Source organism: Comamonas badia DSM 17552 (assembly GCF_000484635.1).
In the GTDB taxonomy this organism is placed as follows: domain Bacteria; phylum Pseudomonadota; class Gammaproteobacteria; order Burkholderiales; family Burkholderiaceae_C; genus Comamonas_C; species Comamonas_C badia.
The window spans coordinates 294,316-313,793 of the sequence record NZ_AXVM01000006.1 but is presented as its reverse complement, the minus strand read 5'-3'; the positions used below and the strand labels follow the sequence as shown (position 1 = coordinate 313,793).

Annotated in this window: 17 protein-coding genes and 1 tRNA gene; 11 read left to right on the top strand and 7 right to left on the bottom strand. The window is 65.5% G+C overall.

The window, feature by feature from the left end:
* Positions 1 to 36: 36 nt before the first annotated feature.
* The 11 genes from K320_RS0114435 to K320_RS0114385 all read left to right on the top strand — a co-directional run bounded on the left by K320_RS0114435 (position 37) and on the right by K320_RS0114385 (position 12,777).
* Positions 37 to 1,251, top strand: coding sequence for a glycosyltransferase (locus tag K320_RS0114435; protein ID WP_024539539.1), 1,215 nt, complete (start codon positions 37 to 39; stop codon positions 1,249 to 1,251).
* A complete protein-coding gene (locus K320_RS0114430; RefSeq protein WP_024539538.1) occupies positions 1,248 to 2,450 on the top strand; it encodes a glycosyltransferase family 2 protein in 1,203 nt (400 codons plus the stop codon). Before K320_RS0114435 ends, K320_RS0114430 begins: the two co-directional genes overlap by 4 nt.
* Positions 2,447 to 3,220 carry a WecB/TagA/CpsF family glycosyltransferase gene (locus K320_RS0114425; protein WP_084301275.1) on the top strand — a complete coding sequence of 258 codons (774 nt, stop codon included), beginning with the start codon at positions 2,447 to 2,449 and terminating at the stop codon, positions 3,218 to 3,220. The genes K320_RS0114430 and K320_RS0114425 overlap by 4 nt, the downstream gene beginning before the upstream one ends.
* 74 nt (positions 3,221 to 3,294) lie before the next feature.
* Complete coding sequence (locus K320_RS0114420; protein ID WP_024539536.1) at positions 3,295 to 3,504, top strand: type II toxin-antitoxin system RelB/DinJ family antitoxin; 210 nt, start codon at positions 3,295 to 3,297, stop codon at positions 3,502 to 3,504.
* 184 nt (positions 3,505 to 3,688) lie between these two features.
* Positions 3,689 to 5,155: a mannose-1-phosphate guanylyltransferase/mannose-6-phosphate isomerase gene (locus K320_RS0114415; protein WP_024539535.1), complete on the top strand. Its 1,467-nt coding sequence runs from the start codon at positions 3,689 to 3,691 to the stop codon at positions 5,153 to 5,155.
* Between the two features lie 51 nt (positions 5,156 to 5,206).
* A complete protein-coding gene (xrtD, locus tag K320_RS0114410) occupies positions 5,207 to 6,757 on the top strand; it encodes a VPLPA-CTERM-specific exosortase XrtD (protein WP_029696191.1) in 1,551 nt (516 codons plus the stop codon).
* Positions 6,758 to 6,857: 100 nt separating this feature from the next.
* Positions 6,858 to 9,278 carry a tetratricopeptide repeat protein gene (locus tag K320_RS0114405; RefSeq protein WP_024539533.1) on the top strand — a complete coding sequence of 807 codons (2,421 nt, stop codon included), beginning with the start codon at positions 6,858 to 6,860 and terminating at the stop codon, positions 9,276 to 9,278.
* Positions 9,279 to 9,284: 6 nt separating this feature from the next.
* Positions 9,285 to 10,133 carry an ExeA family protein gene (locus K320_RS0114400; RefSeq protein ID WP_024539532.1) on the top strand — a complete coding sequence of 283 codons (849 nt, stop codon included), beginning with the start codon at positions 9,285 to 9,287 and terminating at the stop codon, positions 10,131 to 10,133.
* 128 nt (positions 10,134 to 10,261) lie between these two features.
* Positions 10,262 to 10,951, top strand: coding sequence for a hypothetical protein (locus K320_RS0114395; RefSeq protein WP_024539531.1), 690 nt, complete (start codon positions 10,262 to 10,264; stop codon positions 10,949 to 10,951).
* Between the two features lie 181 nt (positions 10,952 to 11,132).
* Positions 11,133 to 11,915 carry a Cys-Gln thioester bond-forming surface protein gene (locus K320_RS0114390; RefSeq protein WP_024539530.1) on the top strand — a complete coding sequence of 261 codons (783 nt, stop codon included), beginning with the start codon at positions 11,133 to 11,135 and terminating at the stop codon, positions 11,913 to 11,915.
* A 115-nt stretch (positions 11,916 to 12,030) separates the two neighbouring features.
* Positions 12,031 to 12,777 (top strand): thioester domain-containing protein, encoded by a 747-nt coding sequence (locus tag K320_RS0114385; protein WP_024539529.1) that lies wholly within the window; start codon positions 12,031 to 12,033, stop codon positions 12,775 to 12,777.
* Positions 12,778 to 12,832: 55 nt separating this feature from the next.
* Here the strand turns inward: K320_RS0114385 and epsA are convergent, their stop codons facing one another.
* The 7 genes from epsA to trxA form a co-directional block, all read right to left on the bottom strand.
* Positions 12,833 to 13,660: an XrtB/PEP-CTERM-associated transcriptional regulator EpsA gene (gene epsA / locus K320_RS0114380; RefSeq protein ID WP_024539528.1), complete on the bottom strand. Its 828-nt coding sequence runs from the start codon at positions 13,658 to 13,660 to the stop codon at positions 12,833 to 12,835.
* A 195-nt stretch (positions 13,661 to 13,855) separates the two neighbouring features.
* Positions 13,856 to 13,946 (bottom strand) — tRNA-Ser (locus K320_RS0114375).
* Positions 13,947 to 13,969: 23 nt separating this feature from the next.
* Complete coding sequence (locus tag K320_RS0114370; protein ID WP_024539527.1) at positions 13,970 to 15,337, bottom strand: MATE family efflux transporter; 1,368 nt, start codon at positions 15,335 to 15,337, stop codon at positions 13,970 to 13,972.
* Complete coding sequence (locus tag K320_RS0114365) at positions 15,337 to 17,052, bottom strand: hypothetical protein (protein WP_024539526.1); 1,716 nt, start codon at positions 17,050 to 17,052, stop codon at positions 15,337 to 15,339. Before K320_RS0114365 ends, K320_RS0114370 begins: the two co-directional genes overlap by 1 nt.
* Positions 17,053 to 17,158: 106 nt before the next feature.
* The gene (locus K320_RS0114360) at positions 17,159 to 17,413 is read right to left on the bottom strand and encodes a type B 50S ribosomal protein L31 (protein WP_024539525.1); all 255 of its coding nucleotides are present in this window, start codon (positions 17,411 to 17,413) and stop codon (positions 17,159 to 17,161) included.
* A gap of 155 nt (positions 17,414 to 17,568) precedes the next feature.
* Complete coding sequence (gene rho / locus K320_RS0114355) at positions 17,569 to 18,831, bottom strand: transcription termination factor Rho (protein ID WP_024539524.1); 1,263 nt, start codon at positions 18,829 to 18,831, stop codon at positions 17,569 to 17,571.
* Between the two features lie 239 nt (positions 18,832 to 19,070).
* Positions 19,071 to 19,403 (bottom strand): thioredoxin TrxA, encoded by a 333-nt coding sequence (gene trxA, locus K320_RS0114350; RefSeq protein WP_024539523.1) that lies wholly within the window; start codon positions 19,401 to 19,403, stop codon positions 19,071 to 19,073.
* Between the last annotated feature and the right edge of the window lie 75 nt (positions 19,404 to 19,478).

Below are 19,478 nucleotides of genomic sequence, written 5' to 3'. Positions count from 1 at the left end.
TGCGCCATGTCAGGACTGAAAATGCCTGACCACTCGATGTGCGTTGCTTATTGCATCAACCAATACCCCAAAGTCAGCCACAGCTTCATCCGCCGAGAAATCCTCGCGCTGGAGGCGCGGGGCGTGCAGGTGCACCGCTTTGCCCTGCGCGGCTGGGCCGATGCAGTGGCCGATCCGCTCGATGACCAAGAACGCGCACGCACGCGCTTCGTGCTGCAGCGCGGGCTGGCGGGGTTGATCGCGCCGGTGCTGCGGGTGTTTGCCGCGCAGCCGCTGCGTTGGTTGCAGGCGTTGGCGCTGGCGCTGCGCCTCTCGCGCGGGGCGGATCGGCCCTGGCCGCTGCATCTGGTGTATCTGGCGGAGGCGTGCCAGTTGCTGTTGTGGCTGCGCGAGTGCGGCGCCGAACACGTCCATGCCCATTTCGGCAGCAATTCCACCGAGGTGGTGATGCTCGCGCACGCGCTGGGCGGGCCGGGCTACAGCTTTACCGTGCATGGGCCGGAGGAATTCGACAAGCCCCAGGCGCTGCACCTGGCGGCCAAGATGCAGGCGGCGCGCTTTGTCGTGGCCATCAGCTCGTATGGGCGCAGCCAGCTCTACCGCTGGCTGCCGGTGGCTGCGTGGCACAAGGTGCAGGTGGTGCACTGTGGGCTGGATCAGGGCTTTCACGCCGTGCCGGCGCAGCCGGTGCCGCAGGCGCCCCGGCTGGTGTGTGTCGGCCGGCTGTGCGAACAGAAGGGGCAGTTGCTGCTGGTGCAAGCCCTGGCTCTGCTGAAAGAGCACGGTGTGGCGTGTGAGCTGGTGCTGGCCGGCGATGGCGAGATGCGCCCGCAGGTGGAGACGGAACTGGCGCGCCACGGGCTGCAGGCGCAGTGCCGCATCACCGGCTGGATTGCCTCCGAGCAGGTGCGTGCCGAGCTGCTGGCGGCGCGGGCGCTGGTGCTGCCCAGCTTCGCCGAGGGGCTGCCGGTGGTGATCATGGAGGCCATGGCGTTGCGCCGTCCGGTGCTCAGTACCTACGTGGCGGGCATTCCTGAGCTGGTGCAGCCCGGGCGCACGGGCTGGCTGTTTCCTGCAGGCGACGTGCAGGCGCTGGCCGATGCGATGGCCGAATGCCTGCAGTCGCCTTTAGATCAACTGGATGCGATGGGCGAGGCCGCGCGCACCCGCGTGCTGCAGCGCCACGACGTGGATACCGAGGCGGGCAAGCTGCTCGCATTGTTTGAGGATCATGTGCGGAGGCAAACTTGATAGCCCTGCTCTTGTGGCTGATGGTGGCCGCCGTTGCAGTGCCCGTGGCAGTGGTCTGGCTGCAGGTGCTGCTGGCCTGGCCGCACCGGCGCGCGGGGCTGCCCGCGGAAGTAGCGCAGCCAGCGGCACAGGCTGCGCCGCGCTGTGCTGTGCTGGTGCCGGCGCATGATGAAGAAACGGTGATTGCCGAGACGGTGCGCCAGCTGCGCGCGCAGCTGGGTGCGGGCGATACGCTGCTGGTGGTAGCAGACAACTGCCAGGATGCCACCGCGCGCCTGGCGCGCGAAGCCGGTGCCACGGTGGTGGAGCGGCAAGACGCTACGCGGCGCGGCAAGGGCTATGCGCTGGATTTTGGCGTGCGACACCTGGCAGGGCAGGCGCAGGCGCAGGCGCCGGAGGTGCTCATCATCGTGGACGCAGATTGCGTGGTGGCGGGGGGTAGTCTGCATGAGTTGGCTCAGCAAGCACTGCGCAGTGGGGCGCCCGTGCAGGCGCTGTATCTGATGGATGCACCCGAAGGCGCCCCGCTCAAAACCCGCGTGGCGGCGTTTGCCTGGCGCCTGAAAAACTGGGTGCGTCCGCTGGGCTGGCGCGCGCTGGGTGCGCCCTGCCAGCTGATGGGCACGGGCATGGCCTTCCCTTGGACGATGGCGCAGCAGATGCAGCTGGCCAATGCCGAACTGGTGGAGGACATGAAGCTGGGCATAGACCTGGCGCTGGCGGGCACCCCCGCGCAATTTTGCCCGCAGGTGCTGGTACGCAGCAGCTTTCCCACAAGCGAGCAGGCCACGCAGGGCCAGCGCCGCCGTTGGGAGCATGGCCACCTGGGCATGATGCTGGCGCACCTGCCGCGCCTGCTCGGCCAGGCGCTGCGCCGGCGCGATGCGCGGCTGCTGGCGCTGGTGCTGGATTTGGGCGTGCCGCCGCTGGCGCTGCTGGTGCTGTTGCAACTGGGGGTGTTGGTCGTGTGCGCGGTGGCTGCGTTGCTCGGCGCTGGGCCAGGCCCGCTGTGGGCGGTGCTGGCCTGCATGGCGCTGTTTGGCATGGCGATTGGCATGGCCTGGTGGGGTTGGGGGCGTGCGGTGGTTTCTGCCCGTGACTTGCTGGCCGTGCCCGGTTATGTGCTGGGCAAGCTGCCGGTGTATCTGGGCTTTCTGCGACGGCGGCAGAAAGAGTGGGTGAGGACGGAGCGCAAATGATGCAGCGCATCACCATCGCCGGCCTGCCCTTTGACGTGATCGACACCGCAGGCGCCGCCGAGCGCCTGGCGCGGGCGATGCGCGATGGGCAGCGGCTGTTTCTCTCCACCCCCAACCTGAACTTTCTGGTGACGGCGCAGCGCGATGCGGCCTTCCGGCAATCGGTGGTGGAAAGCGACCTGAGCGTGGCCGATGGCATGCCGGTGGTGTGGCTGGCGCGCCTGCAGGGCACGCCGCTGCCGGAGCGGGTGGCGGGTTCCACGCTGTTTGATCAGTTGCGCGCAGGCGCGGGGCAAGCGGTGCTGGGGCGCGCCATCAGGGTGTATTTTTTTGGCGGCCCGCCGGGCGTGGCGCAGCAGGCGTGTGAGCGGCTGAACGCCGAGCATGCGGCGGGGCGCGGGCAGATGCGGTGTGTGGGCTGGCATACGCCGGGTTTTGGCCCGGTGGAACAGATGGCGGCGCCCGAGGTGATCGCCGCCATCAACGCCAGCGGTGCGGATTTTCTGGTGGTGGCGCTGGGCGCGCAGAAGGGGCAGGCGTGGATCCTGCAGAACCGCGCCCGCCTGCAGGTGCCGGTGGTCAGCCACCTGGGTGCGGTGGTGAACTTCGTCGCCGGCACGGTGCAGCGCGCGCCGCCCGCCTGGCAGCGCTGGGGGCTGGAGTGGCTCTGGCGCATCCGCCAGGAGCCGCAGCTTTTCAAGCGCTACTGGGGCGATGGCTGGGCGCTGCTGAGGCTGGCGGTGCGGGCGCTGGGGCAGCGCGGGCGGTGACCGAGAGAGATGGCCAAGAGCCTTGGTTGTATCGCATTGAAGACACAAAATATGGTCATTCAAAGGAGTCAGTTATGGCGCACTCCACCGTGCTGCATGTCCGTGTGGACGAGGAAACCAAAACTCAGGCCTCTGAAGCACTGGCTTCAATGGGGCTTTCCATGCCCAACGCCGAGACACGCGCAGCAATGATTGAGGCGCGTGCGATGGCGAAGGCGCGTGCAGCCCGCTTCGAATCCGCCGATGCCTTGTTCGATGACCTCGAAAAAACCCGCCAGAGTTGAACGGGCTGCGCTGCCACCAACCTGCGAACTGTTCGAAGAATAGCGACGCCCGCCAGCTGCATCGCATCCAACCGGCGCGTGCAAGGTCATTCGGACTATCGATCCGGCGCGGCAAGCGTGATACAAACCACGGCTTGCCGGGCTGGGCTTGTGTGCCTGCCTTCTTCGCGCCGTTGCTCCATCCATGACTTCTTCCCTTGTCCTGACGCCTGTGATCCTCTGCGGAGGCGCGGGCACGCGCCTGTGGCCGCTTTCGCGCGAGGCCTATCCCAAGCAGTTTCTGGCGCTGCAGGGCGATGATGGCGGCTCGATGCTGCAGGAGACGGCGCGGCGGCTCGATGGTTTGTCCGCGGAGATTGCCCGCGGGCAGCCGCTGGTGGTGTGCAACAACGCGCACCGCTTTCTGGCCGCGCAGCAGCTGCACGATGCCGGTTTTGCCGCGGCGCAGCTGGTGCTGGAGCCAGTGGGCCGCAACACCGCGCCGGCGCTGGCGCTGGCGGCGCTGGCGGCGCCCGCCGACAGCGTGCTGCTGGCGATGCCGGCGGACCATGTGGTGGGCGATGTGCGGCATCTGCACGCCGCGCTGGCGGCGGCGTGGCCGCTGGCCTGCGATGGCGCGATGGTGACGTTTGGCGTGGTGCCGGACCGGCCCGAGACGGGCTATGGCTATATCCGCAAGGGCGGCGCGCTGGCCGGCGGCGGGGCGTACGCCATTGACGGCTTTGCCGAAAAGCCCAGCCTGGAGCGCGCGCAGGCCTATCTTGCCGGGGGCGAGCATCTGTGGAACAGCGGCATGTTCATGGTGCGCGCAGACCAGTGGCTCAAGGCGCTGGAGGTGCTGCAGCCGGCGATGCTGGCGGCCTGCCGGGCGGCGATGCAGGGCGCGAGCCGGGATTTGGATTTCATCCGCCCCGAGGAGGCGGCCTTTGCCGCCTGCCCGGCCGATTCGATCGACTACGCGGTGATGGAGCATCTGCCCGGGCGCACAGACCTGGGCATGCCGGCCTGCGTGGTGCCGCTGGATGCGCGCTGGTCGGACTTGGGATCGTGGGACGCGCTGTGGGAGCTGCTGCCCCACGACGGCGCGGGCAATGCCACGGCGGGGCAAACGCTGGCGGTGGAGTCGCAGGGCAGTCTGCTGTTTTCGCAAGCGCGCCTGGTGGCGACGGTGGGCGTGCAGGATTTGGTGGTGGTGGAAACGCCCGATGCCGTGCTGGTGGCCGACAAGCGCCGCACGCAGGACGTGAAAAAGGTGGTGGAGCAGCTGAAGGCGCAGGGCCGCAGCGTGGCGGGCAGCCACCGCAAGGTGCATCGCCCCTGGGGCTGGTACGACAGCATCGATGCCGGGGAGCGTTTTCAGGTCAAGCGCATCGTGGTGCGCCCGGGCGCGAGCCTGAGCCTGCAGATGCACCACCACCGGGCGGAGCATTGGGTGGTGGTGCGCGGCGTGGCGCAGGTCACGCGCGGCGACGAGACCTTTCTGCTCAACGAGAACGAATCCACCTTCATCCCCGTCGGGCGCACGCACCGGCTGGCCAACCCGGGCAAGCTGGCGCTGGAGATCATCGAGGTGCAGTCCGGCAGCTACCTGGGCGAGGACGACATCGTGCGCTTTGAGGATAGCTATGGCCGCACCACGCCTGGCGGCTGATGCGCTGCACGGCTGATAGCATCGCCCTACTTCTCTGAGGAACCATCCCCCGTGCGCTTTACCTTTCGATTGGCCCGCAACGAGCAATTGCTGCTGCTGGGTGTGCTGCTGGCGATCGCCGCGTTCTGGGGTGGTCTGTCCGAGCTGGTGGGGCGCTGGTACAACCAGGAGGAATACAGCCACGGCTTCTTCCTGCCGCTGATTTCGCTCTTTCTGCTGTGGTATCGGCGCGACGTGCTCAAGAAGAGCCGCGGCGCGCCCTCGGCCTGGGGGCTGGTGCTGCTGCTGGTGGCGGCGCTGTTGCTGGTGCTGGGGGAGGTGACGGCGCTGTTTCTGGCGGTGCAGTTCGGCTTTCTGCTGGCGCTCGTCGGCCTGGTGCTGTGCTATGGCGGGGTGTCGCTGCTGCGCGTGAGCTGGCTGCCGATTGCCTTTCTGCTGTTCGCCATCCCGCTGCCGTATTTCATCGATTCGCAGATTTCCTGGCGGCTGCAGCTGCTGTCCTCCAGCATGGGCGTGGGCTTTCTGCGCGCGCTGGGCTACGCGGTGTACCTGGAAGGCAACGTCATCGACCTGGGCAACTACAAGCTGCAGGTGGTGGAGGCCTGCAGCGGGCTGCGCTACCTGTACCCGCTGCTGAGCCTGAGCTTTCTGATGGCCTACATCTATCCGGCCAGGATGGTCTGGCGGGTGCTGGTGTTCCTTTCGGCGATTCCGATCACGGTGCTCACCAACAGCGCGCGCATTGCCATGGTGGGCGTGCTGGTGGCGCGCTGGGGCAACGGCATGGCCGATGGCTTTCTGCATTACTTCGAGGGCTGGGTGATCTTCCTCGTCTGCCAGCTGGTGCTGATGGCCGAGATCTGGCTGATCGAGCGCTTCACGCGCAAGCGCAGCTTCATGGAGGTGCAGCAGCAGATTCCGCTGCCGCCGGTGGCCACGCCCACCGGGGTGTTCAGCGCGCGCTGGTCGCGCCCGCTGGCGGCGGCGCTGCTGCTGCTGCTGGTGGGCTGGGCGGCCTCGATGGCCGTGGGCGGGCGCGAGGAGGTGCGGCCGCTGCGCTCCAACCTGGCGACCTTCCCGCTGGAGCTGGGCAACTGGCGCGCGACGGAGTCTTCGCTCTCCATCCAGGTGGAGCAGGCGCTGGGCTTCACCGATTACGTGCTGGCCGATTACCGCGACGAGGCCGGCGACGTGGTGAATTTCTACACCGCCTACTACGCCTCGCAGCGCAAGGGCGTGTCGCCGCATTCGCCGCAGGTCTGCATACCGGGCGGCGGCTGGGTGATTTCGGACATCCGCGATGCCAAGCTGGGGCTCAACGACGGCACGCCGCTGGAGGTGGTGCGCGTGGTGATCTCCAAGGACAATACGCACCAGCTGGTGTATTACTGGTTCGAGCAGCGCGGGCGGCGCATCTCCAACGAGTACCTGATGAAGTGGTTCCTGCTGGAAGACGCCATCCTGCGCAACCGCACCGATGGCGCGCTGGTGCGCATGGTCACGCCGATGCGCCCGGGCGAGCCCGCCGGCGCGGCGGATGCCCGGCTGACGGCGTTTGCCCGGCTGGCAGTGCCGCTGCTTGGGCCCTATGTGCCCAAGTGATTTTTGGTCAAATAGGCCGTTAACGCACGGCTGGCATGCGCTGACAGCTATGAATTTGATGAATTTTGAGCCCCATCCAACCGGGCTGAGGGGAAGCAAGATGCAGCAATCCAATCGATCGCCACGGGCCCCCTGGCCCCGCGTTGCGGCCACTGCGCTGGTGCTGGCGCTGAGCCTGGGGTTGGCGGCGTGTTCGTCGCCGGAAGAGAAAGTCGCCTCGTTCGCCAAGAAGGGCCAGTCCTATCTGGAGCAATCCGACCTGGTCAAGGCCAGGCTGGAATTCCAGAACGCGCTGCAGATTGCGCCCAATGACGTGCCCTCCCTCTACGGCATGGCGCTGATCGCCGAGCGCAACAGCGACTGGAACCGCGCCTACGGCCTGCTGAGCAAGGTGGTGGAGCTCGATCCGGCGAATCTGCAGGCGCAGCTCAAGCTGGGCAAGCTGCTGCTGGCCGCGGGCCAGATGGACAAGGCGCTGAAAGTCAGTGAAGAAGCAGACAAGATCAAGCCGGGTGATGCCGATGTGCTGGCGCTGCGTGCGGCGGTGATGTTCAAGCTCGGTGACCACGCCAAGGGCGTGGACCTGGCGCAACAGGCACTCAAGGGCAACCCCAGGCAGGTGGACGCGTTGGTCGTGCTGGCCACCGCGCGCCTGCTCGAGCGTGATGGCGATGGGGCGATCAAATACCTGGATCAGGCCCTGGCCGGCAATGACCGCGACGTGGCGCTGCAGCTCATCAAGGTGCAGGCGCTCGAGAAGATGAAGCGCCTGGACGAAGCCGAGGCGATTTTCCGCAAGCTGATCGGCTATTTCCCGGAGAACAAGGTGTTGCGCCACATGCTGGCGCAGTTCTTCATGAGCCATGGCAAGCCCCAGCAGGCCGAGGCGGTCTATCGCGAGACGGTGAAGGACCTGCCCAAGGATATGGAGGCCAAGCTTGAACTGGTGCGCTTCATCGGCCAGGTGAAGGGGCAGGATGCGGCGGCGAGCGAATTGCAGGGCTTCATCCAGCAGGAACCCAAGGCCTATGACCTCAAGCTCATGCTGGCGAACCTGCGCGTGCAGCAGAAGCAGCCTGAGCAAGCCCAGGCGCTGTGGCGCGAGGTCATGGCCGATGCGGGCACGGACCCGGCGGGTCTGCGGGCCCGGGACGCCCTGGCGGCCGACCTGCTGGGAGCCGGCAAGAAGCCGGAGGCCAACGCGCTGATCGCCGAGGTACTCAAGGCCGACGCGCGCAACGAACAGGCGCTGCTGCTGCGCGCCGGCGTGGCCATGGATGAGCGCCGCCTGGACGATGCCGTGGCGGATCTGCGCACCGTCTTGCGTGATGCGCCGTCCTCGGCGCAGGCGCACGCGCTGCTGGGGCGTGCGCTGGAAATGCAGGGCACCAAGGAACTGGCGCAGGAGGAATATGCCCGCGCCGCGCAGGAGGGCAAGTTTGCCCCGATCTTTGCCATGCCCTATGCCGAATTCCTCATGCGCGTGGGCAAGCCCCGGCTGGTGGAGCCTGCGCTGCGCGAAACCTTGCAGGCCAATCCGACCTATCTGCCGGCGTATCAGCTGCTGGCGCAGTCGTATCTTGCCGCCGGAGACGCGGTCTCTGCGCAAAAAGTGGCGGACATCGTGGCCAAGATGGGCAACCAGCAGGTGGCGGCCAGCCAGCTGCAGGGGGCGGTGGATGCGGCGCGCAATGAGCTGGACAGCAGCATTGCCGCCTACAAAAAGGCCTATGAGCTATCGCCGGACCAGGCACAGCCCCTGGTGGCATTGGTCACCAGCTACGTGCGCGCGGGCAAAGTCAAGGAGGCGCAGGATTTCGTCAAATCCGTGCTTGCCGCGTCACCCGACAACAATGACGCCCGCCTGCTGCAGGCGCAGCTGGCGGCACAGGCGGGCGACAAGGCGGGCGCACGCCAGGGCTATGAAGGTCTGATGCAGCGCGACCCCAGGAATGCGCCGGCCTACCTGGGCCTCGCCAGCCTGCTGGCGGGTGAAGGCAAGCTGCAGGAGGCCGATGCCGCGCTGCAAAAAGGTCTGGCGCAGGTGCCCGGTGACTTCGGCCTGAACCTCATGCGCGCCAGCCTGCTGGAGCAGCAGGGCAAGGTCGACGATGCCGTCGCGCTCTATGAAAAACTGCTCAAACAGCGCCCCAACGCCGAGGTGGTGATCAACAACCTGGCCAGCCTGCTGAGCGACGCGCGCAGTGACGAGGCAAGTTACAAGCGTGCCTACGATTTGGCCCAGGGCCTGCGTGGCAGTGCCATGCCGCAATTCCTGGATACCGTCGGCTGGGCGGCCTACCGCATGAAACGTTACGCCGAAGCCGCCGGCCCGCTGCGCGACGCGGCCAAGGCCATGCCTGATTCTCCGACGCTGAATTACCACCTGGGCATGAACCTCCTTGCGCAGGGCAACAAGGAAGGCGCGCGCAAGGCGCTGCAGCAGGCACTTGATCTGGCCGCGAAAGGAGCACCGTTTGCGGCCGCGGATGAGGCGAAGAAGGCACTGGCGGGAATCTGACAGCACATGTATGAAGCCTACTATGGGCTGCGCGAGAAACCCTTCTCCATCCAGCCCGACCCGGAGTTCCTGTACTTCAGCAAGCGCCACGCGCTGGCGTTCACCATGCTGCAGTACGGCATCCAGAACCGCGCGGGCTTTTCCGTCATCTGCGGCGAAATCGGCTGCGGCAAGACGACGCTGATCCGCCACCTGCTCAACACCCTGGGCGAGGAGCTCACGGTCGGGCTGGTCTACAACACGCACCGGGACATCGCTGACCTGCTCGAATGGATCATGCTGGCCTTCGGGCAGCCTTACGAAGGCATGTCGCCGGTGGCGCGCTATGACGCGTTTCAGCGCTTTCTGATCAAGGAATACGCTGCGGGGCGCCGCGCCATCCTCATCGTGGACGAGGCGCAGAACCTCTCGGCCAGCGCGCTGGAGTCGCTGCGCATGCTCTCCAACATCAACGCGGACAAAGACCAGCTGCTGCAGGTGATCCTGGTCGGCCAGCCGCAGCTGCGCGACCTGCTCAAACAGCCCGAACTGCAGCAGTTCGCCCAGCGCATAGCGGTCGATTTCTTCATCCCGCCGCTGACCGTGCCCGAGGTGGCGCACTACATCCTGCACCGGTTGAAGGTGGCCGGGCGCGAGGAGCCGCTGTTCACCAAGGCAGCCGTCATCCTGATCGCCGAGGCCTCCAAGGGCATTCCCCGCAGCATCAACATTCTGTGCGACATGGCGCTGGTCTACGGGTTTGGCGGTGGTTGCACGACGATCGACTCTGCCTTGGTCGGGGAGGTGCTGGCCGATCGCCACGACTATGGCGTGCTGAACGCGCCGCCGGCAACGACGCCATCCATGGGTCAATAGACTGGGTCAATTAGTCCTAACGCATCATTGCGCAACTGCGGCAGGCTACTTACAGTCTGATTCAGCCGGATCAAATGGTGAACCGGATGTAATCGCACTGGAGGCTATTGATCATGCAATTTTTCTCAATGAAGACCGTTTCCGTCGCTCTGGGCTCCGTGGCGCTGGCATGCGCCGCCATGAGCGTGCAGGCGGAGCAAGTCAAGGTTCACTTCGACAACTTCACTCCGGGCTATGAAAACGTCAACATTACGTCGCTCAGCCCCGCGGTGACCTACGGCGGGCGTGCCGGTCAGTTCCAGACGACGGTCGTCAATCCGATGGATTCCACGTTTGCCAACGGCTCGACACTCCTCACCTGGTGCGTGGATTTGGTCCAGGGGGTGAGTTTTGGCACTTCCTATGTCTATGACGTGGTGCGCGGGCTGACGGGCACGGTGTATGACAACCTCACCAAGCTTTTCAACAACCACTATGCGGACGTGACCACGGCCGCTACCTCTGCCGCCATGCAGCTGGCGATCTGGGAGATCGTGGGGGGTGACACCACGCTGAACCTTTCGGCGGGCAATTTCAAGGCCAATTCGGCGGGTGGTGGTGCGATAGGGATTGCACAAGGCTGGCTGGATGGACTGTCTACCGATACGGCGAAGGGCAGCTACAGCATCATCCGCTTGAACAGCACTACGGCGCAGGACCAGATCACGGCGGTCGTCAATGCCGTGCCGCTGCCTGGCGCCGCCTTGATGTTCCTCTCGGCCCTGGGACTGGGGCTTGCACGCCGCAAGGCAACCGGGTCGGAGCCTGCTGCCGCCTGATTGAGCTTCACGCAACCCTGAGCCCGCCGTCAAGGCGGGCTTTGTTTTGGGCGCTCCAGCGTGCAACACCACACTGGCATGGCGCCGTTAGGTCGATAGGACCATTGCGATAGCCGGTGGCTGTCATGTAGCATCCGGTCATAATTTTTTCAAATCCATCGATTCCGAGAGGTAGGTACCCATGAATTTTCTGACCAAGACGCTGGCGGCGACGGCGTGTGCTGCGGCGTTTGTACTGGCCGCGCCGGCAGCTTTCGCGTCCACGGTGACGGTCAAGGTGAACGGCATCGACCCGGGCACGGTGATGAAGGTTGACGTGAATACGGGCACGGGCACCAACTGGCAGAGCACGAGCGTGGGCGCCCAGCACGTCACGGTCACGGGGCATTCGGGCAGCAGTGTGCTGGATGGCCTGACTTCGCCCCTGTTGACGTGGTGCGTCGAGCTGACGGAATCCGTCTCCAAGGGCGCCAGCTACACCTATACGGTGGTGGAGAGCGTCACCGCCAGCTGGGTGGATTCGGTGCTCAAGCTGTTCACCGCCCACAGCGCGGATCTGACGGCTGGAACCAAAACCCAGCAAACCACGGCCGCGGCTGCCATGCAGATGGCGATCTGGGATTTGGTTTACGGTGATGACTACAACGTGAGGACGGGCAAGGTCAAGGAACAGGCTGGCAGTGGCGGCACTGCGGCGTTCAACAACGCCGCCAACCTGGCCAACAGCTGGCTTTCCGACATCAAGAGTGGCAAGGATACGGCCATCGGCTGGCAGGTGGTGCAACTGGAGAGTGATGGGTATTACAAGCGCGGCAAGTGGGTGCCTGGTGCGCAGGATCTGATCACCTTTGTCCAGGTCAGCGAAGTGCCGCTGCCGGGGGCCGCACTGTTGTTCCTGTCGGCACTGGGGTTCGGCAGCCTGGCCCGCCGCAAGCAGGCCGCCAAGTCACCCTTGGCCTGCTGAGCGCGGAACCGCAGGTTCAACGCGCCGACTAGTCCGATGGAGCCATTGCAGTAGTCAATGGCTTCGCATTAAGATAGCACCATAGTTTTTCTCAAACCTGTCCGAGGGATGGACCATGAAACTGTTTAGTAAAACCCTTGCCGCGTCGCTGTGTGTTGCGGCATTCACGTTCTCGGCGCCGCAGGCGTTTGCGGAAACGGTCAATCTCACCAACAATGGAGGAGCGTTCGGCGGCGAAACTCAAGCGTCCGTGACGCGCACGCCGGGTGTGTTCACCGACATGTATGTCGGTGGGTTTGATGTTCATATCAATACTGCTGATAACACCACACCACTTACTGCTGGGCAGAATATCCTCGCTTGGTGCATTGAGGTGGCGCGGCACTTCCCAACCGGGGTGACAAGCGACTACTCGACGGTCGAGGAACCGACCGTTCTGGCGGAGTCTTGGGCTAATTCACTCAAGCGCCTGTTTACCGAGTTCGGCGGTTCTGTGACCGACAGGGTGACGTCTGCCGCAATGCAATTGGCAATTTGGGAAGTGATTGGAGGAGACAGCACATATGACTTGAATGCTGGCAACTTCCAGGCGGTTTCTACGGCGGCCCCTCGCAGCGCCGAAGCGGTCGCTCAGGCGCAAAATTGGCTGACATGGCTCAACGCTAACCCGACTGCTTGGAATGATGGGTACAAGATTGTCAAGCTGGAGAATTTTGGCGTTGATCCGAAGTTGCAAGATTTGGTGACCTTCATCCCAACCCCGCTCCCCGGCGCTGCCTTGATGTTCCTCTCGGCCTTGGGTCTGGGTGGTCTGGCACGCCGCCGCAAGCAAAAGGCTGATCCGGGCGCCTTGGCAGCCTGAGTCTTGGCTGGGTAGTCCAGCCCAGGAAAAAAGCCCGCTGACATCAGCGGGCTTTTTATTTGCGTGGCGATGGATGTCGGTAACTGTCCATCATGGCCACGGCCTGTGCGCGGTTGAGCACATCGAGCTTCTTCAGGATGCGCTGCATGTGGTTCTTCACGGTGAACGCGCTGATGTCCAGGATGGTGCCGATTTCCGAATTCGTCTTGCCTTTGCGCACCCATGCCATGATCTCGAGCTCGCGCGCGCTCAGTTCCTCGACGGCGGCGTTGTTGCTGCCGTCAGTGTCCTCCGCTTCGTTTCCCGACGAAGGTATGTCGCGCGGCTGGCCGTAGTATTGTCCTGGCAGGTGCGATATCTGCCGGAATGATGCGTCGATGTAGGGAAGCAGAAACCGCAGTGATTCGAGCGTCTTGCGCTTGTCGGGCAGTTCGTTGTCTGTCAGCAACACATACAGGCAGTCGTGGCGGCCGCGCTGATCCTTGATGCCGTGGACCAAGCCGGTCTTCATGTCCTGGAAGGTCTGGATCGTGCTTTCGCCTTCCAGACTCTGGAGCGCGGAGTCCGTGAACGCTTCATTGATGAAGGGCTGGAAACGGTGCCCCATCCAGCGATCGAAAAGCCAGCTTGTGAACGGCTGCAATGTGGTGTCGCTGAAGCTGCGGGTACGAAAACCCTCCAGCGACGAGACGACGTCGTGACAGACCAGACCCAGTGAAAAATCTCCCCACGCCGCGATCACGACTTCATGTGGAATCAGGCGTTGCACATCCTTGTGCAACCAATTGAAGAGCGCGTAATGGCTGTCAACCTGCAGCGATCGCTCCATGGTCTGCAACAGGTGCCCGAGCTCTTCGACCGACAGGTGAGCCAGCAGTGACATCCGTGTAGTCCTTGGTTCGTTGACCTGGTTGGGAGTGGATCGATCGCGAAAGCGTGCCCTTAAGGGGACGCATTATGGCGCCGGTCTATTCTTGCACCGACAGCCCTGGCTTGATGCGATGAAAAACGGGTGGCAAATGGGGTTGCTCACACCGTCCATCATCTGTGTGGGTTGTAAACACGTTGCCGTGCAGTCTGGCGGAGAGGGCGGGATTCGAACCCGCGGTAGGCTATTAACCTACACACGCTTTCCAGGCGTGCGACTTAAACCGCTCATCCACCTCTCCGCAGAGTCGTCGATTGTAGCGGTTCACGAGGGCGATTTTTTGCCTTCGTCGCGGCCGGTGTGGGCGCGCAGGGCAAGCAGCAGCAGCCCGGCGAAGGCGGTGGCCGTGAGCAGCAGCGCTGCGGCACTGGCGCCCCAGAAGGGCGCGGGGGAATGCCACGGCCCGAAGCCGGCCCAGCCGTGGTAGGCCAGCGCATAGCCGCCGCCCAGGCCCAGGCCCCAGAGCAGCACGCCGTACACCAGCAGCGGCATGAGCGTGATGCGGTAGCTGCGCAGCACGAAGATGCACAGCGTCTGCATCGCATCGGCCACGTGGTAGGCGGCGACCCAGACGAGCAGCCGGGCCGCAAGCCGCGCGACGTCGGCGTTGGTGGTGTAGAGCGCGCTCAAGGGCTTTCTTGCTATCACAAGAATAGTTGCCAGCGCACACCCCATCAGCGCTGCAGCCAAAAATCCTTTCCATGCAAGGCGGGCCGCCTGGCCCTCGTCGCCGGCGCCGCGGCAAAAGCTCACATGTGCGCTGACCGCGATGCCGAGCGACAGCGGCACCATGTAGAGCACGGCGGCGAGGTTGGCGGCGATCTGGTGCGCGGCGGCGGCCAGCACGCCCTGGCGCGCGATGAACAGCGCCATCAGCGTGAACGAGGTGACCTCCACCATGACCGAGAGCGCCGCGGGCAGGCCCAGCCGCAGAAAGTGCTTGTGTTGCACGCTGTCGGGGCGCTCGATTGGCTGCCAGAGCGCCAGGGGGCGGAAGGCGCCCTGGCGGCGCAGCATCACCAGCGCCACGGCCAGCAGCGCATAGTTGACGGCGAAGGTGGCCCAGGCGCAGCCGGGCGCGCCCTGCGGTGCAAGGCCCGCGCCGCCGAAGGTGAACCACAGCGACAGCGGGACCTTGAGCAGCAGCGAGCCCATCTGCAGCCAGGTGACGAATTGCGGCCGATCCACCGCCTGGCTCAGCGTGCTGTAGATGCGAAACAGCAGCGCCGGCGGCAGGCCGAAGGCGAGGATGGCGAGGTAGCTGCGGACTTCGCCGCGCAGCGCGGGCGGCACTTCCGTGGCCCGAAGGATGGGCTCGGGCGAAAGAAGCACGGCCATGCCCAGCAGCGATGCGGCCAGCCATAAATACAACGACTGGCGCACGCTGGCGCCGATGGCCACGGGGCGGCCAGCGCCGTGGTGCTCGGCCCAGATCGGCAGCAGCGCCTGAAACAGCCCCATGACGGCGACATAGACGCTCACGAACACGGCCGAGCCTATGGACAGCGCGGCCAGCGAATCCTGCGAATAGCGCCCGGTGACGATGGTGTCGGTCACGCCAAAGGCCATGACCGCCAGCTGGCCCACGAGTACCGTGAGCGCATGCTGTGCGATGCCCGAACGCTTGCGCACTAGCGTCCGGCCCGGCGCAGCACGGTGAGCTGGTCGCGCCGGTCCGTGGGGCGCGTGACGATGGCAACCTGCTGCCAGTCGTCGGGCGGCAGGGCTTCGAACATCTGCGCGTCGGCGTCCGGGTCGACGATGGCCCAGTGGCACCGATGCGCCTGCGCCGGCGCAGCGACATCCAGCCCGCCCTGGTAGATCAGCGCCGCGACCAGGGGCTGGTCGAGCCCGTAGCCGGCCACGCAGTCGTTGGCCCGCGGGGGGGCGCCGGCGTTTGCCTCGGTGATGGCCTGGCGCAGCAGCGCCACCTGGGGCGCGTAGCTGCGGCCGTAGTCGAGCAGCGGCAGCCACAGCGTCATCAGCAGCACCCAGCCCAGCGCGGCACCGCCTGCCGGAAGAACCAGGCTCTTCCAGATGGCCGCGCGGTGGCGTGCGGTGCGCCAGCGCACCAGGGCGCACCAGGCGATCGTGCCGGCCAGCGCCGCGGCGAACGGGAGCAGCGCGAAGTGGCTTTGAAAGCCGGGCGCCAGCCGCGCCACGTTGGCCGCCGGTGTGGCGGGGATGCCGGTCTGCACCGCCAGCCAGATCACCCAGACGGTGATGGCGGCCACGCTGAAGAACAGCAGCGTGAACCAGTCGATGATGGCCGAGACGCTGCGCGTGAGCGTGGGCAGGGCAAACGCGGCCAGGGCAGCGAAGGCCGGCAACCCTTGCAGCAGCGCGCGATCGGAGGGCGCTACCAGGCAGGTGACGGCGAGCGCCACGCCCCCAAACCACAACGGCAGCAGCAGATGGTGCGCGCGCGCGGCGATCAGGTGGCGCCAGCGCCAAAGTGTCCACAGCGTCAGCAGCCAGGTCGGCCAGATGAACCAGAGCAGCAGGCGCGGGATGGCGAGCCATTCCTGTGCACTCCCGGGCAAGGCAATGCGCCAGCGCCAGAGGCCGTGCCATGTGGCCCATGCGGCGGCCAGTGCGGTGAATGCAAGCAGCAGGGCTGCGCTGCGCAGGCGCGTGCGCCACGGCCCATCGCGCCCATCGCCGGTGAGGGCAAGGACCGCACTGCCCGTGCCCAGCAGTACCGCCAGGGTCGGCGCACCGCTCAGGGTCAGGCCGAGCAGCCCCGCGGCGGCTGCCACGCCCGGCAAGGCGCGGTGGCGCCGCAGCGCCGCAGCGGCATACAGCAGCAGCGTGGTGCTGGCCAGTTGCGTGAGGTTGCTCGTCGCCTCGTGCGAGAACTGCGCCAGCCCCAGCGAGGCGATCAATGCCAGCAGGCCGCCATCGGCGATGGCGCGGGCGTAGCCGTGCGGATCGGCCTCGCCGCCAAAGGCGAAGGCCACCGGCTGGGCCAGCGGGCTGCGCGCCAGGTGATAGACCGCATGCCAGGCGGCGAAGAGGGTGAGCGCGAGCAGCGCGATGAAGGGGATGCGGCTGGCGATTTCAAGCGGCAGCCCATGGCCCAGCAGGCGCATCGCGCCGGCGCCCAGCCACAGTGGCAGCAGACCGCCGGTTTCCGGCGGCTGGCCGGCCAGCAGCGGGGCGGACCAGTCGGTCTGGCCCAGCGCCATCGCGCGCATGAAGCCGAAGGCCTGCATGTCGTCGCCGCGCCACGGGTCGCGCCCGAAGAAGCCGGCCAGCACATAGGCGGCGCACAGCAACAGCAGGGCCCAGCGTGGCAGCGGCCGCACGGCAGCCTGGGCGACGATGGCGGGGGTGGGGCGTATCACAGGTCGGAAGTCAACACGGAAGACGACAAAAAAGGCAGCGCGGCGTACCGGGCTGCCTTGTTGCGCCGGGGCGGGCCGCCCGCTGAACGCGTTGCTGGGTGGGCGTTTATCTGGCGGCGCCGCGGCCAAAGCGGTTGCGGAATTTCTCCACGCGGCCGCCCATGTTGTCCACCGATTTTTGCGTGCCGGTGTAGAAGGGATGCGATTCGCTGGAGGTATCGAGCTTGTACAGCGGGTATTCCTTGCCCTCGAAGGTGTCTTTTTCCCGCGTGTTCACGCACGAACGGGTGACGAACTTGAAGCCGTTGGACAGGTCCACGAACAGCACTTCGCGGTAGTCGGGGTGAATGCCTTCACGCATGGTGGATTCCTTGGGTGGTGTGGTTCGGGAGCCGCGCCGCACCATGCAGCGTACTTTCCGGGAAACTGCGCATTATACGGAAAATGACGCAATGACGGGTTTCAGCCTCACCCCGTCATCCAAGCGCGGCGAGATCATTGCGTCATGCGGAAGCTTCAGCCGCCGCGGCGCATGGCCTCGAAGAAGTCGACGTTGCTCTTGGTCTCGCGCATCTTCTTGATCATCAGTTCCATCGATTCGATCTCGTCCATGTTGTACATGAACTGGCGCAGGATGCGGGTCTTCTGCAGGATCTCGGGCGCGAGCAGCAGCTCTTCGCGGCGCGTGCCGCTCTTGTTGAGTTCGATCGCCGGGAACACGCGCTTTTCGTACAGGCGCCGGTTCAGGTGCAGTTCGCTGTTGCCGGTGCCCTTGAATTCTTCAAAGATCACCTCGTCCATGCGGCTGCCGGTATCGACCAGCGCGGTGGCGATGATGGTGAGGCTGCCGCCTTCCTCGATGTTGCGCGCCGCGCCGAAGAAGCGCTTGGGGCGCTGCAGCGCGTTGGAATCGACGCCGCCGGTGAGCACCTTGCCCGAGGACGGCACGACGTTGTTGTAGGCGCGCGCCAGGCGCGTGATGGAGTCGAGCAGGATGACCACGTCCTTGCCGAGTTCGACCAGGCGCTTGGCGCGCTCGATCACCATCTCGGCCACGTGCACGTGCCGCGTGGCGGGCTCGTCGAAGGTGGAGGCGATGATCTCGCCGCGCACCGAGCGCTGCATCTCGGTCACTTCCTCGGGGCGCTCGTCGACCAGCAGCACCATCAGCGTCACGTCCGGGTAGTTGGCGGTGATGGCGTGCGCGATGCTCTGCATCATCACCGTCTTGCCGCTCTTGGGCGGCGCGACGATCAGCGCGCGCTGGCCGCGGCCTATGGGCGCGATGATGTCGATGATGCGGCCGGTGATGTTTTCCTCGCCCTTGATGTCGCGTTCCAGCTTCATCTGCTCCTTGGGGAACAGCGGCGTGAGGTTTTCGAACATCACCTTGTGCTTGTTCTTCTCGGGCAGGTCGCCGTTGACCTTTTCCAGCTTGTTCAATGCGAAATAGCGCTCGCCATCCTTGGGCGTGCGCACCTCGCCTTCGATCATGTCGCCGGTGTGCAGGTTGAAGCGGCGCACCTGGCTGGGGCTGATGTAGATGTCGTCGGTGCTGGCGGTGTAGCTGGTGTCGGGGCTGCGCAGGAAGCCGAAGCCGTCGGGCAGGATTTCGAGCACGCCGTCGGCGAAGATCTGTTCGCCATTCTTGGCGCGCTTCTTGATGATGGCGAACATCAGCTCCTGCTTGCGCATGCGGCCGCCGTTTTCGATATCCAGGGCTTCGGCCTGCTTGAGCACTTCGGAGACGTGCAGGGCCTTCAATTCGTTCAGGTGCATGAATGGACTCCGGTCAGGGAGTGGCAATGTCGGGCAAAAAAGGGGAGGGTGGCTGGTTGCCAGACGAGCATCCGTCGGTCGGGATGTTCTGGCAAGCCGGTGATCTGCATGCCTGCCGCGCGTCAGATGGTGCGCGGCGGTGATCGGGGAGGATTATGACAGCAAAAGCCCGCCGCGAGGGCGGGCGCATGGGCGAGGGTCCGTCAGCGGCGGCAGGGCGCCGCCGCGAGGCCGCTGGTTCAGCCGAGGTTCTGGTCGAGGAATTCGGTGAGTTGGGCCTTGCTCATCGCGCCGACCTTGGTGGCGGCGAGCTGCCCGCCCTTGAACAGCATCAGCGTGGGAATGCCGCGGATGCCGAACTTGGCCGGCACTTCGCGGTTTTCGTCCACGTTCATCTTGGCGATCGTGAGCCTGCCCTGGTAGGCGCCGGCCGCTTCGTCGAGCACCGGGGCAATCATCTTGCAGGGGCCGCACCAGGCGGCCCAGTAATCGACCAGCACGGGTTCGGTGGATTTCAGGACGTCGGCGTCAAAGCTGGCGTCGGAGACATGTTTGATCAAATCGCTGGCCATGGCATTTCCTCGATGGCGGGAACAAGGGGGTAGATTCGGCGGATTGTGACAGAAATGCATGAGGTTCGTGCCGGT